General features: G+C 65.0%; 13 protein-coding genes. 9 read left to right on the top strand and 4 right to left on the bottom strand.

All coding sequences use genetic code 11. The features are described 5' to 3' along the window. The first annotated feature begins 15 nt into the window (after nucleotides 1–15). Together FOC84_RS14335 and gdhA are read left to right on the top strand one after the other, a co-directional pair. On the top strand, nucleotides 16–627 hold the full coding sequence (locus FOC84_RS14335) for a LysE family translocator (RefSeq protein ID WP_173144983.1): 612 nt from the start codon (nucleotides 16–18) through the stop codon (nucleotides 625–627). Nucleotides 628–1,054: 427 nt separating this feature from the next. After that, entirely contained in the window at nucleotides 1,055–2,401 is a 1,347-nt protein-coding gene (gdhA, locus tag FOC84_RS14330; protein WP_173144982.1) for an NADP-specific glutamate dehydrogenase, read from the top strand. A gap of 241 nt (nucleotides 2,402–2,642) precedes the next feature. On the opposite strand, the gene FOC84_RS14325 is transcribed toward gdhA, so the two are convergent. Both FOC84_RS14325 and FOC84_RS14320 read right to left on the bottom strand, forming a co-directional pair. Next, nucleotides 2,643–3,143, bottom strand: coding sequence for a copper chaperone PCu(A)C (locus FOC84_RS14325; protein ID WP_173144981.1), 501 nt, complete (start codon nucleotides 3,141–3,143; stop codon nucleotides 2,643–2,645). A 19-nt stretch (nucleotides 3,144–3,162) separates the two neighbouring features. After that, a complete protein-coding gene (locus FOC84_RS14320; RefSeq protein WP_173144980.1) occupies nucleotides 3,163–4,062 on the bottom strand; it encodes a LysR family transcriptional regulator ArgP in 900 nt (299 codons plus the stop codon). Between the two features lie 146 nt (nucleotides 4,063–4,208). On the opposite strand from FOC84_RS14320, the gene FOC84_RS14315 reads away from it, so the two are divergent. The 7 genes from FOC84_RS14315 (at nucleotide 4,209) to FOC84_RS14285 (ending at nucleotide 11,443) form a co-directional block, all read left to right on the top strand. Further along, nucleotides 4,209–4,841, top strand: a complete 633-nt coding sequence (locus FOC84_RS14315; RefSeq protein ID WP_173144979.1) for a LysE/ArgO family amino acid transporter — start codon at nucleotides 4,209–4,211, stop codon at nucleotides 4,839–4,841. Nucleotides 4,842–4,960: 119 nt separating this feature from the next. After that, nucleotides 4,961–5,272, top strand: a complete 312-nt coding sequence (locus FOC84_RS14310; protein WP_173144978.1) for an antibiotic biosynthesis monooxygenase family protein — start codon at nucleotides 4,961–4,963, stop codon at nucleotides 5,270–5,272. A gap of 52 nt (nucleotides 5,273–5,324) precedes the next feature. Further along, nucleotides 5,325–6,266 carry a LysR substrate-binding domain-containing protein gene (locus tag FOC84_RS14305; RefSeq protein WP_173144977.1) on the top strand — a complete coding sequence of 314 codons (942 nt, stop codon included), beginning with the start codon at nucleotides 5,325–5,327 and terminating at the stop codon, nucleotides 6,264–6,266. A 330-nt stretch (nucleotides 6,267–6,596) separates the two neighbouring features. Beyond that, a complete protein-coding gene (locus FOC84_RS14300) occupies nucleotides 6,597–7,760 on the top strand; it encodes an ABC transporter substrate-binding protein (RefSeq protein ID WP_173144976.1) in 1,164 nt (387 codons plus the stop codon). A 143-nt stretch (nucleotides 7,761–7,903) separates the two neighbouring features. Further along, nucleotides 7,904–8,776, top strand: coding sequence for a branched-chain amino acid ABC transporter permease (locus FOC84_RS14295; RefSeq protein WP_054456919.1), 873 nt, complete (start codon nucleotides 7,904–7,906; stop codon nucleotides 8,774–8,776). A 3-nt stretch (nucleotides 8,777–8,779) separates the two neighbouring features. Further along, nucleotides 8,780–10,702: a branched-chain amino acid ABC transporter ATP-binding protein/permease gene (locus tag FOC84_RS14290; protein ID WP_173144975.1), complete on the top strand. Its 1,923-nt coding sequence runs from the start codon at nucleotides 8,780–8,782 to the stop codon at nucleotides 10,700–10,702. A gap of 18 nt (nucleotides 10,703–10,720) precedes the next feature. Then, entirely contained in the window at nucleotides 10,721–11,443 is a 723-nt protein-coding gene (locus tag FOC84_RS14285; RefSeq protein WP_013396767.1) for an ABC transporter ATP-binding protein, read from the top strand. A gap of 887 nt (nucleotides 11,444–12,330) precedes the next feature. On the opposite strand, the gene FOC84_RS14280 is transcribed toward FOC84_RS14285, so the two are convergent. Both FOC84_RS14280 and FOC84_RS14275 read right to left on the bottom strand, forming a co-directional pair. After that, nucleotides 12,331–12,756, bottom strand: a complete 426-nt coding sequence (locus tag FOC84_RS14280) for an organic hydroperoxide resistance protein (RefSeq protein ID WP_173144974.1) — start codon at nucleotides 12,754–12,756, stop codon at nucleotides 12,331–12,333. A 144-nt stretch (nucleotides 12,757–12,900) separates the two neighbouring features. Then, nucleotides 12,901–13,362 carry a MarR family winged helix-turn-helix transcriptional regulator gene (locus FOC84_RS14275; protein ID WP_173144973.1) on the bottom strand — a complete coding sequence of 154 codons (462 nt, stop codon included), beginning with the start codon at nucleotides 13,360–13,362 and terminating at the stop codon, nucleotides 12,901–12,903. Nucleotides 13,363–13,367 lie beyond the last annotated feature (5 nt).

Below are 13,367 nucleotides of genomic sequence, written 5' to 3'. Positions count from 1 at the left end.
CCCGCCGCTTTCGCCATGACCGAACTCATTGCCGTCGCCCTCATCACCATCCTTGCCGTCATCAGCCCCGGCCCCGACTTCGCCATGGTCACGCGCTACAGCTACCTGTTCGGGCGGCGCACCGGACTGATCTGCGCGCTGGGTATCGCGCTGGGCGTGCAGGTGCACGTGTTCTATACGATGTTCGGCGTCAGCCTGTTGGCGCACTATGCGCAGCCGGTGCTGCAGGGCATCAAGCTGGCGGGCGCCTGCTATCTGGTCTACATGGGCTGGAAGACCTTCTTCAACCGCACGCAGGTCAACCGCGACCTGTCCGCGCGTCCGCCGATCTCGGGCTGGCAAGCGCTGTACAGCGGCTTTCTGACCAATGCGCTCAACCCCAAGACCACGCTATTCGTGGTCAGCACCTATACCCAGGTCGTCTCCCCCGGCACGCCGCTGCCCTGGCAGTTCGGCTATGGCCTGTTCATGTCCCTGGCGCACTGGATCTGGTTTGGCGTGGTGGCATGGTCGGTGTCGTCGCCGTTCCTGCGGAGGATGCTGCTGGACCATCAACTCGCGGCTGACCGGGTGGTGGGTGCCGTCCTGATGGCTCTGGGCGCCGCGTTGGCTGCCGCACAGTTGTAAACCTGCGGCCAGGACGTGACCAATGTCAAAAATATAATGGGGACGCATTAAAGCCAGACTAGCCTGCCAACGCGTCCGAATACCTTGGAAAGTGCTCGCAAGACATCCTCTCCGATGTATCCGCGCCTATGGAATGTCTATATATATAATTGGGGACGCATTATTTTCCCCTGAAAATTCAATAGGCTTTGTAGAAAACAGATTTTTTCTCGCAACTTTAAACCCTCTTCCGAATCAATGCGTCCCTTATAAATTAAAAGAAAAAGCGCTTTGATTTCAAGGTGATGGCGAAATTTTCAGCTTTGCGCAGGGCAACAATTTGCCCCTACAATTCCGCACCATACAGGTGCAATCGCGCACCAAAAAGAATTTTTCGCGCCCCAATCCGGCGCAGTCCGCACCTATTCGAAGCACCCCCAAGGAGATCATGTTGAAAGTGCAGAGTCTGGACGACTTCCTGCGTGGCGTCGCCGCGCGCGACCCGCAGCAGCCTGAGTTCATGCAAGCCGTCCAGGAGGTGATGCTGAGCCTGTGGCCTTTCATCGAAAAGCACCCCCACTACGCCGAGCATGCCGTGCTCGAGCGCCTGGTGGAGCCGGAACGCGTAATCCAGTTCCGCGTGTGCTGGACCGATGACCGCGGCCAGGCCCAAGTCAACCGCGCTTTCCGCATCCAGCACAGCTCGGCCATCGGCCCCTTCAAGGGCGGCATGCGCTTCCACCCCTCGGTGAACCTGTCCATCCTGAAATTCCTGGCCTTCGAACAGACCCTGAAGAACTCGCTCACCACGCTGCCCATGGGCGGCGGCAAGGGTGGTTCCGACTTCGATCCCAAGGGCAAGTCCGACGCTGAAGTCATGCGCTTCTGCCAGGCCCTGATGATCGAGCTGTACCGCCACCTGGGTCCGGACACCGACGTGCCGGCCGGCGACATCGGCGTGGGCGCGCGCGAAGTCGGCTTCATGGCCGGCATGATGAAGAAGCTGTCCAACTCGACCGCCAGCGTGTTCACCGGCAAGGGCCTGACCTTCGGCGGCAGCCTGATCCGCCCCGAAGCCACCGGCTACGGCACCGTGTACTTCGCTGAAGAAATGCTCAAGCGCGTGGGCAAGTCCTTCGACGGCCTGCGCGTGTCCGTGTCGGGCTCGGGCAACGTCGCCCAGTACGCGATCGAAAAAGCCATGGCACTGGGCGCCAAGGTCGTGACGATTTCCGATTCGAACGGCACCGTGGTGGACGAAGCCGGCTTCACGCACGAGAAGCTGGTGGCGCTGATGCACATCAAGAACGACCTGCGCGGCCGCCTGGACACCTATGCCCGCCAATTCGGCCTGACCTATGAAGCCGGCAAGCGTCCGTGGCATGTGCCGGTGGACGTGGCCCTGCCCTGCGCCACCCAGAACGAACTGGAACTGGCCGATGCGCAAACGCTGATCAAGAACGGCGTGCTGTGCGTCGCCGAAGGCGCCAACATGCCGGCCACGCTGGAAGCCGCCAAGGCCTTCATCGCGGCGCGCGTGCTGTACGCGCCGGGCAAGGCCAGCAACGCCGGCGGCGTGGCTGTGTCCGGCCTGGAAATGGCTCAGAACTCGGCCCGCCTGGCCTGGACGCGCGAGGAAGTCGACGCCCGCCTGCACGCCATCATGCGCGACATCCATGAAAACTGCGTGCGCCACGGCCATAGCGAGCGCGAGTACGTGAACTACCTGGACGGGGCCAACATCGCCGGCTTCGTGAAAGTGGCTGACGCGATGCGCCAGCAAGGGCTGTACTAGATCCCCCCCCGAAAGCGCTGCGCGCTTTCCCCCCCAGGGGGGCGCCGCTGCGGACCGGCAGAGCCCGGCTCCGCGCGGCCCCGATTGGGCGAGACCGGCCCAATGCGGGCGGTCTGCCTCTTATTGTCTGATTGGACGGGTCTGCCCCGATGGCGGGACTCTGCCTGAGCCGACCCCGGAGGCAGGCTTCGTCTTTCATGCAACCACACCCGCGCCCTCAGGCGCGGGCAGCGCGGAGCGCTCAGTGCTTCATCGTGCCGTGGTTCATGCTGCCGTGGTCCATGCCGGGATTGTGCGAGGCCGGCTTGACCTTGAATTGCACGGCGACTTCGCCGGCTTTTTCGAACTTCAGCGTGGCCGGGACCGTGCCGCCTTCGGCGAACGGGGCCTTCAGCTTGATGAACATGACGTGGTAGCCGCCCGGGCTGAGCTTGACCTCGGTGTCGGCCGGCAGCGCGATGCCGCCTTCCACTTGACGCATCTTCGAGACGCCGTTCTCGGTCTGCACCGTGTGCAGCTCGACGCGTTCCGCCGCGTCGGACGACACCGACAGCAGGCGGTCAGCGGCCTTGGCGTCGTTGTCGATGTCCATATACCCCGCGCCATTGGACTGGCCGGGCGCGGACGCGCGCACCCAGAGGTCGTCGACCTCGATCTGGCCAACCTTGTAGTCTTTCGCCCAGGCCGAACCGGCCGTGCACAGGCCCAGGGCGGCGACGACAGCGAACTTGCGGATGTTCATGGGTTGTTCTCCTAGGGGGTTAACGCCGCCTGACCAGGCTGCGGGCAGCTGACAGGACCGAATCCGTCAGGGCTTCCATCGCTTCGGAGTTTACCCGCCAATGCTGCCAATACAGCGGCACGTCCTCCCAGGCGCGGCCCCGAAGCAGCATCAGCTGACCTGCATCAAGGTGTTCCTGCACCAGCGGCAGCGGATTCATGGTCCAGCCCAGCCCGCCCAGCGTGGCCTGCACGAACGCGCGGGTGGACGGCACCCACCAGACCGGCGGCTGCCAAGGCGCGGGATCCGCGATCTTGTGCGCGAAGCGGGCCTGCAGCGCGTCCTTGCGGTTGAACACCAGCACCGGCGCCTGCGCCAGCGTCTGGGCGTTGACGCCCTGCGAGAAATAGCGCTTGTGGAAATCCGGCGTGCAGGTGGCGACGTAGCGCATGCTGCCCAGCGCATGGATACGGCAGCCCTGGACCGGCTCGGCCAGGGCGGTCACCGCGCCCAGCACCGAGCCATTGCGCAGCAGCGCCGCGGTGTGGTCCTGGTCTTCGGACTGCATGTCCAGCGTGGCGCGGGTGCGCGCCGAAAACTGCACCGCCGCGTCGACGAACCAGGTCTCCAGGCTGTCGTGATTGACCGCGACGGGGATGCTGGCATACGGCACGTCATCGTCCGCCACGCCCAAGCGGTCGAGCGCGTCGTGCTCCAGCAGCGCCGTCTGCTCGGCCAGCCGCACCAGCACCTGACCGTCCGCCGTGGCCACCGCCGGCACGGTGCGCTGGACCAGCAGACGGCCCATGCGGTCCTCCAGCGCCTTGATCCGTTGCGACACCGCGGACGGCGTGACGCTGAGCGACAGCGCCGCCCGCTCGAAACTGCCTTCCCGCACCACCGCGGCCAGGGCCCGCAAGTTGCCGTGATCGATTTTCATTGGATTAGTTTTACTTAAGATAGTGAAGGAAAATTAGCTTTATTTCATCATCCCCGCAAGCGAAAATGCCTTATTACCGGAGCGCCAAGAGCGCCCGGCGTTGTCATCCAAGCGCCGCCACAGGCGCAGCAGCACAGGTGCAGGTCATGTTCGCCACGTTGTCATCCCCCCTCTTCCTCTCTGCCTGGGCCAGCGGCACGGCCACCGGGCTGGGCCTGTTCGCCGTCGTCGGCGCCCAGAGCGCCTTCATCCTGCGCCAAGGGCTGATGCGGGCGCACCTGCTCAGCGTGGTCGCCATCTGCGCGCTGATCGACGCCATCTTCATCTTCGCCAGCGTCTCCGGCCTGCAGGCCCTCACCTCCTGGTTCCCCTGGCTGACGACCGCCGTGCTGTGGTTCGGCGTGGCCTTCCTGTCGTGGTACGCGCTGCAATCGGCGCGCCGCGCCTGGACCGCCACCGGCGGGCTGGCCGCCGCCCGCGACGTGGTGCCGTCGCGCCGCGCCGCCATGCTGGGCGCACTGGGCTTTTCGCTGCTGAATCCGCACTTCTGGCTGGACATGGTGGTGGTCGGCTCGCTGGCGCACGGCTTCGAGGACGCGCGCATGGCGTTCGCCGCCGGCGCCTTCACCGCCAGCCTGCTGTGGCTTGCGGTGCTCGGTATCGGCTCGCGCCTGTTCGCCCCGTTCTTCGCCAGCGCCTCGGCCTGGCGCGTCCTGGACGGCATCATCGCGCTGGTCATGGCTGCGCTGGCAGTCAGCCTGGCGTTGAAGGGCGTATAAGGACGTATAGAGGCATACCAGGGCGTTCAAGCTACGCCTGCAGCAGTTCCCCAGAACGGCCGCCCGGACTCCCCGGCGGCCGGTTTTCTTGCGGCGGCCGCCGCCTCCGGAGTCCTAGCATGTACAGCTCCACCTTCATCTTCGCCACCAAGCAGTTCGACGATGATTTCCACCGGCTGGACCAGGCCATCGCCGCCGCCGCCCGCGCCATTCCCGGCTATCTGGGCGAAGAAAGCTGGGCAGACGCCGCACGCGGCCTGATCTCCAACGTCTATTACTGGGAATCGCTGGAGGCGCTGGAGCAACTGATCCGGCACCCGGCCCACCAGCAGGCCAAGGCCGCACAATCGCGCTGGCTGGACGGCTATCGCGTGGAGATCTCCCAGGTGCTCAGGCGTTACGGCGAGGGGCTGGCGCCGCCGTCCTTATAATCAGCCGGTTGCCATTCTTTCGTCGGGCGCAACACCGGCCCGCCAGACGATCATGCGCGGTCCCTCACCCTCCAAAGATGTGCGCCTGCCGCCCCTGGCCGCCATCCAGGCCTTCGAAGCGGCCGCCCGCCTCGGCTCCTTCGAGCGCGCCAGCGAAGAACTCTTCGTCACCGCCAGCGCCATCGGCAAACGCATTGCCGCGCTGGAAGCCTTGCTGGACGTCACCCTCTTCATCCGCAGCAGCCGCGGCGCCACGCTGAGTTCGGCCGGGCGCGAATACCTGGACCAGGTCCGCACCGCGCTGGACCTGCTGTCGGACGCCTCCCTGCACAAGCGCGGCGAACCCAAGCTCGAACCCCTACGCGTCGTCTCCACCCCGACCTTCGCCCGCCAGGTGCTGATCCCCGCCCTGCCCGGCTTCACCGCCGCGCATCCCGAGGTAGAGCTGGAAATCATGCTGTCCATCCCCTACCTGGACATCATGCCGCCCAATGCCGACGTCTGGGTGCGCTTCGGCAGCGGCAAGTACCCCGGCTTGAACGCGCGCCAGTTGACGGCGGATCCGGTGTTCGCGGTCTGCGCGCCCGGTTACCGCGACCGGCACGGTCCCTTCGACCGGCCCGCCGATCTCGCGCGGGCGCAACTGCTGCGCTGCCCCATGGAGCCGTGGCGGCCCTGGCTCGCCGCCGCAGGGCTGGACTGGCCCGAGCCCTCGCGCGGCGTATGGCTGGTGGACCTGGGCATCATGCTGGCCGCCGCGCGCGCCGGCCAGGGCCTTGCGCTCACGCGGCGCGCGCTGGCCGCGGAATGGCTGGACGAGGGCAAGCTTGTTCGCGTCCTGGACATCGAAATTCCCGGCGAATCCCAGTACTACCTGTGCACCGAAACCTCGCGCCCGCCGGGCCAGGCGGTCCAATCGTTTTCCCTATGGCTGGAAGGCGTGTGCAAACAGGTCTCCCAATGGCCATGCGGCCCGCGAGCCGGTCAGGAATAAATTTCCAGGCCGGGGCGGAATGAAATTCCGCGCAGCCCGCCGCCGCGCTGGCTAGGATGCGGCCAATGCAACGTCCCGCCCCTGCCCGCCACGGCACGCAGCCACCTTCCCCTTCCAGGCCCCAGGCTGCGCGGCAGCGCATGACAGGCATCCTCGTGCGTCCGTACTAGGTATTTACGCGGAAAAACCCCGCCGGGTCAGTTTCGCGTAAGTGATTAGGCAGACAGTCACGACACGCCACACAGGAGAGCGCCGCAGCAACTGATTTCCGCCGCCCGGCGCCGGCACACGGTTTTCCACGCAGTTCTACCAATTACAACGGAGACATCCATGGATTTTCGTTTGAAGCTGCTCGCAGGAACCCTTGCATTTGCCGCAACGGCCGCGGTCCACGCCGCCGACCCCATCAAGATCGGCGTGGCCGGCCCCTACACCGGCGGCTCGTCCTCGATGGGCGTCAGCATGCGCGACGGCGTGCGCCTGGCCATTGAAGAAATCAACAAGAACGGCGGCGTCATGGGGCGCCAGCTGATCGCCGTGGAACGCGACGACGAAGCCAAGAACGAGCGTGGCGTGCAGATCGCGCAAGAGCTGATCAACAAGGAACAGGTGGCGGCCACCGTCGGCTACATCAATACGGGCGTGGCGCTGGCCTCGCAGCGCTTCTACCAGGACGCCAAGATCCCCGTGTTCAACAACGTCGCCACGGGCAGCGTGATCACGCACCAGTTCAAGGCGCCGGAATACCCGAACAACTACGTGTTCCGCAACGCGGCGCATGACAGCATCCAGGCCCCGATGATCGTGGAAGAAGCGGTGACCCGCCGCGGCTTCAAGAAGGTCGCGATCCTGGCCGACTCCACCAACTACGGCCAGCTCGGCCGCGAGGATCTGGAAAAGGCCCTGGACGCCAAGGGCATCAAGCCCGTGGCCGTGGAAAAGTTCAACATCAAGGACGTCGACATGACGGCCCAGCTGCTGAAGGCCAAAGCCGCCGGCGCCGAAGCCGTGCTGACCTACGGCATCGGCCCCGAACTGGCGCAGGTCGCCAACGGCATGACCAAGCTGGGCTGGAAGGTGCCGATCATCGGCAGCTGGACCTTGTCGATGGCCAACTACATCGACAACTCCGGCACCAACGGCGAAGGCGCGCGCATGCCGCAGACCTTCATCCAGGACCCGGACACGCCCAAGCGCAAGGCCTTCATCGACGCCTACCTGGCCAAGTTCAAGCCCAAGAACAACCGCATCGACTCGCCGGTGTCGGCCGCCCAGGGCTATGACTCGATCTATCTGCTGGCCGCGGCCTTCAAGCAGGCCAACTCCACCGACGGCCCGAAGGTCCGTGAGGCCCTCGAAAACCTGCAGGCGCCCGTCGAGGGCGTGGTGATGACCTACACCAAGCCCTTCAGCGCAGACAACCACGACGCGATCACGGTCAAGGAAGTGGTCATCGGCGAGGTCAAGGGCGGCCGCGTGATCAAGGCCAACTAAGGTCCCGCAGCGCATCCCGGCGGCGGCTGCCCGGCCGCCGCCAGCCGCGCCCTGTCATCCAGGGCGCGGGCTTGCCGCCGCCTGAAAACCGCGTTCTGCCCAAGGGGGTTGGGACGGAACCACAGCGCCACACGACACACACCATGATTCTTCTACAGCTCATCTATAGCGGTATCGCGCTGGGCATGATCTATGCCGTCATCGCGTTCGGATACCAACTCACGTTCGCCACGTCGGGCACTCTGAACTTCGGCCAGGGCGAAGCCCTGATGCTGGGCGCGCTGGTCGGCCTGACGCTGGTCGGCCTGGGCGTGAACTACTGGGTGATGATACCCATCGTCTGCATCTTCGGATTCGCGCAAGGCGCGCTGGTCGAACGCGTGGGCGTCAGGCCCGCCATCAAGACCCGCTCGGAATTCGGCTGGATCATGGCCACCATCGCGCTGGGCATCATCTTCAAGAACGTCGCCGAGAACATCTGGGGCCGCGACGACCTGCGCTTCCCCTCGCCGCTGCCGGAGGCGCCCATCCAGGTGCTGGGCGCCAACGTGCTGCCCATGGAGCTGCTGGTGGTGTTCGGCGCCCTGGCCATGATGCTGCTGGTGGAAGTCTTCAACCGCAAGTCCATCTACGGCAAGGCCTTCGTCGCCACGTCCAACGACCGCGACGCCGCCGGCCTGATGGGCATCAACACGGGCATGGTGATCACGTTTTCCTACGCGCTGTCCTCGTTGACGGCCGCGTTCGCCGGCGTGCTGGTCGCGCCCCTGACCCTGACTGGCGCCACCATGGGCGCGGTGCTGGGCCTGAAAGCCTTCGCCGTCGCCATCATCGGCGGCCTGTCCAGCGGGATGGGCGTGGTGGTGGGCGGGCTGATCCTGGGGATCGCCGAAACGACCACCGGTTTCTATCTTTCTACGGGGTACAAAGACGTGCCGGGATTGGTGCTGCTGCTGCTCGTTCTGACCTTCAAGCCCGCCGGCCTGTTCGGCAAGACCGCGATCAAGAAGGTGTAAGCGATGAAACCCTTGCACCTTTTGCTATCCATCGTGGCCGTGGCCTGCCTGGCCGCCGTGCCGCTGGGCGTGACCAACACGTACTACCTGCACCTCATCGAAACCATCATGATCTATTCGATCCTGCTGTTCGGGCTCGATATCGTGGTGGGCTATACCGGCCAGGTTTCGTTGGGCCATGCCGGCCTGTTCGGCATCGGCTCGTATGTCGCGGGCGTGCTGTTCTTCCACCTGCAGATGCCCATCTGGGTGATCCTGCCCGCCGCCATCCTGATCGCGGCGGCCTTTGGCGCGGTGCTGGCGCTGCCGGCGCTGCGCGTCACCGGACCCTATCTGGCGATGGTGACGCTGGCCTTCGGCACCATCATCCAGATCCTGATCAACGAGATGACCTTCATGACCGAAGGGCCCTTGGGCATCAAGATCCCGAAACCGTCCATCGCCGGGCACGTGCTGAACAAGAGCGAGTACTTCTGGCTGGTTGCCGCGCTGCTGGTGCTGTCGCTGATCGTGGTGCACCGCATCCTCAAGTCGCACCTGGGCCGCTCGTTCGAAGCCCTGCGCGACAGCCCCATCGCGTCGGACTGCATGGGCGTGTCGGTTTACCGGCACAAGGTGTTCGCCTTCGTGATCAGCGCCGGCTTCGCCGGCCTGGCCGGCGCGCTGTACTCGTACTCGGAACAATACATCTCGCCCAATACCTACAACTTCGAACTCACCATCCTGTTCCTGCTGGCCATCATCATGGGCGGCCGCAAGAGCCGCACGGGCGCGCTGCTGGGCGCCTCCATCATCGTGCTGCTGCCCAAGATGCTGGACGACATCTCGACCTTCAGGCTGATCGCGCTGGGCGTGGCGATCCTGGTGACCGTGGGCAGCGCCATCGCGATCTCCAAGGGCCGCACCGAACCGCGCCGCGTCGTCGTGCCGGTCGTCGGCACCATCCTGCTGGCCGTCTTCTCGTTCTGGCTGGAGGTGGTGACCGACTGGCGCCTGACGATCTTCGGCGCCATGATCCTGTTCGTCGTGTACTACCTGCCCGACGGCATCGTGGGCTTCGTGCGCAACCTGTTCTTCTCCAACCGCCGCGCCGCGCTGTCGGTCAAGTCGGATCTGGTGAAGGCGCAGGAAGCGGTGCCCGATGCGGCCAAGGGCAAGGGCGACACGCTGCTGGCGGCCAAGGGCGTACTGATGCAGTTCGGCGGCCTGAAGGCGCTGAACGAGGTCGACCTGACGGTCAAGCGCGGCACCATCCATGGCCTGATCGGACCCAACGGCTCCGGCAAGAGCACCATGATGAACGTGCTGACGGGCATCTATGTGCCGACCGCCGGCGCGGTGGAATTCTCGGGCAAGTCGCTGGTCGGCCTGGCACCGGCGGACATCGCGGAAGCCGGCATCGCGCGCACCTTCCAGAACGTGCAGCTGTTCGGCGAAATGACCGCCCTGGAGAACGTGCTGGTCGGCCTGCACCACACCTTCACCACGGGCCTGGCCGGCATCGCGCTGCGCACGTCCAAATGGAAAGGCGAGGAACAGGGCGCCCGCGCCCGCGCCATGGCGCTGCTGGAGTTCGTCGGCCTGGAATCCCTGGCCAGCGAGGAGGCGCGCAACCTGCCCTACGGCAAGCAGCGCCTGCTGGAAATCGCCCGCGCCCTGGCGCTGGATCCGCAACTGCTGCTGCTGGACGAACCCGCGGCCGGCCTGACCGCACCCGACATCGTCGAGCTGCTGGCCATCATCCGCAAGGTGCGCGACCACGGCATCACGCTGATCCTCATCGAGCACCACATGGACGTGGTGATGGGGGTGTGCGACACCGTGTCGGTGCTGGACTTCGGCCAGAAGATCGCCGAGGGCCTGCCCAACGAAGTGCAAAGCAACGCCAAGGTCATCGAGGCGTATCTGGGCGGCGCGCCCGCCTGACGCCAAGGGGACAACAAGATGCTATCGATCAAGAATCTGGAAGCGGGCTACGGCAAGGTGAAAGTGCTGCACGGCATCAGCATGGAAGTGCCGAAGGCCAAGGTGGTGACACTGATCGGCTCCAACGGCGCCGGCAAGACCACCACGATGCGGGCGCTGTCCGGCATGATCCGCCCCACCGCGGGCGAGGTCACGCTGAGCGGCAAGCGCATCGACGGGCTGGAATCCCACCGCATCGCGCGGCTGGGGCTGGCGCACTCGCCGGAAGGCCGGCGCGTGTTCCCGACGCTGTCGGTCACCGACAACCTGCTGTTGGGCGCTTTCCCGCGCCTGACGGGCAGTCGGCCGAAGGGCGACGTGCAGTCCGACCTGGGCCGCGCCATGGATTTGTTTCCTCGTCTGAAGGAGCGACGCGATCAGCTGGCCGGCACTTTGTCCGGCGGAGAGCAGCAGATGCTAGCCATGGCGCGCGCGGTGATGCTGAATCCCGAACTGGTGCTGCTGGACGAGCCTTCGATGGGGCTGGCGCCGATCCTGGTGGAAGAAGTTTTCCGGATCATTGCGCGGCTCAAGGACGAGGGCGTGACGATGCTGCTGGTGGAACAGTTTGCTGCGGCGGCGTTGAATGTGGCGGATTATGGGTATGTGCTGGAGAACGGGCGGATTTCCGTGCATGGGAGCGCGGATAAGTTGAAGCATGATCCAGCTGTTGTTGCGGCTTATTTGGGTGGGTCGCATTAGGGATGTGCTGCGCGGCGGGCGTTCTTTCTATTGACGCCTGCCACGTCGGGGACGCGCGCTGCGCGGGGCAACGATTGCGGTCCGGAGCCTTCGCTCCGGACTTCCCCGTCGTCATCGTCGTCCAGGCCTACGGCCTTCCCTTCCGATTCCCTCGGGCTTATCGACGCCCCGCGCAGTGCGCGTCCCCGACGCGGCAGGCTGTGCTGTTTGAATCTTCACGGGCGCTGGGGCGAGCTGTGTGCTTGGCGTTTTTTTCCGCATCGGGGTGTGGTGGCGTGTCTTGCGGGGCCCGCCCCAGGCCGGCCGCGCGGGCGGCCTTTTGGGGCTTACGCGGTGTCTTGCGTCACGTGATGGCGCTGCGCGCAATGGCTGCGACTGTGCCATCACGTCTGCTCTGCATCTGCACTTCAACTCCGGTGCTGGATGGGCGGCGCGCGCGAGATACTCTGCATGCGCAAGCCACCGCCCACCGCGCGCCGCCCATCACCGCCCCACCCCCAGGACGGTGATGCCATCAGAAAGCAGCTGCCTGCATTCGCGCCAGCGACTACCATCGAAATCTAAAAAATTACGTATGTCCTTTACGGCCGCCCGCGCGGCCGTAAAGGACGGGCAGCTCAAGACTCGACACTGACCACGGATCTAACGGCGCAGCGACCCAAGACGTACGTAGCCTGTCGTCGCGTGCGGCGTGGCGGCTCGCAACCTCGATGCGCCCGAGGGAATCCGAAGGAGTCGCCGAAGGCGAGGACGAGGATGACGACGGGGCAGTCCGGAGCGAACGCTCCGGACCGCAATCGTGGGCGCGAGCCGCCACGCCGCACGCGACGACAGGCGGCCTACGAACAAGGCCACCCGCCAATAGAACATCAACAACCCATCAACGATCAAACAATCGTCAACGTCACATCAATATTGCCCCGGGTAGCATTCGAATAAGGGCAAACGATATGCGCCGCAGCGACCAGCTTCTCGGCCTCGGCCCGCTCCATCCCCGGCAACGAAATCTTCAACTCGACTTCAATCCCAAACCCCGTAGGAATACCCCCGATCCCAACAGCGCCATCGATCGTCGCATTCGACGGCATCGCGATCTTGTCGCGGCCGGCGACGAATTTCATGGCGCCCATGAAGCACGCCGAATAGCCCACGGCGAACAGCTGTTCCGGATTGGTGCCGGCCGCGCCCGCGCCGCCCAGTTCCTTCGGCGTGGTCAGCTTGACGTTCAGGTTGCCGTCGTCCGTGGCGCCCGTGCCTTCACGGCCGCCGGTGACGTGCGCATGGGCGCGGTACAGCACTTTTTCGATAGACATGATGCGTTTCCTTGAATGGAAAGTGGTGGTTGGACTGCCAGGCCTGGCGGGAGCATCCCGCGGCGACCCTTACTAATTAAATAGTGCAATATTAAATAGCGCACTATTTATTGAACCTAGCAATAGCGGGCATGGCCCGCCACTTCAAAGACTTGCGCTCAGCTTCTCCCGCAGCGCATGCAGCGTTTTCATCATACCTTGCGCCTCTTCCAGCGAACATTGCGCGGCGCCCGCGATCGAATGCGGCACGGCTTCGGCCTGCGCGCGCAGTTCGCGGCCCTGGCGTGTCAGGCCGACGATCACCTGGCGCTCGTCTTCCACAGAGCGCTTGCGCGTCACCAGGCCCGCTGCTTCCAGCCGCTTGAGCAGCGGCGTCAGCGTAGCGGAATCCAGGAACAGGCGCTCGCCGATATCCGTCACCGTAATCTCGTCGCCCTCCCACAGCACCAGCATCACCAAGTACTGCGGATAGGTCAGGTCCAGCCCGCGCAGCAGCTTGCGATACACCTTGTTCATCGCCAGCGAAGTCGAGTACAGCGCGAAGCACAGCTGGCTGTCCAGCAGCAGCGGATTGAATGCGGCTTTGGCTTTGGATCGGGATTTCATTGCGC

Source organism: Achromobacter pestifer (assembly GCF_013267355.1).
Lineage (GTDB): Bacteria > Pseudomonadota > Gammaproteobacteria > Burkholderiales > Burkholderiaceae_B > Achromobacter > Achromobacter pestifer_A.
The sequence above is the reverse complement of the archived record's forward strand: the minus strand, read 5'-3'. Positions and strand labels throughout refer to the sequence as shown.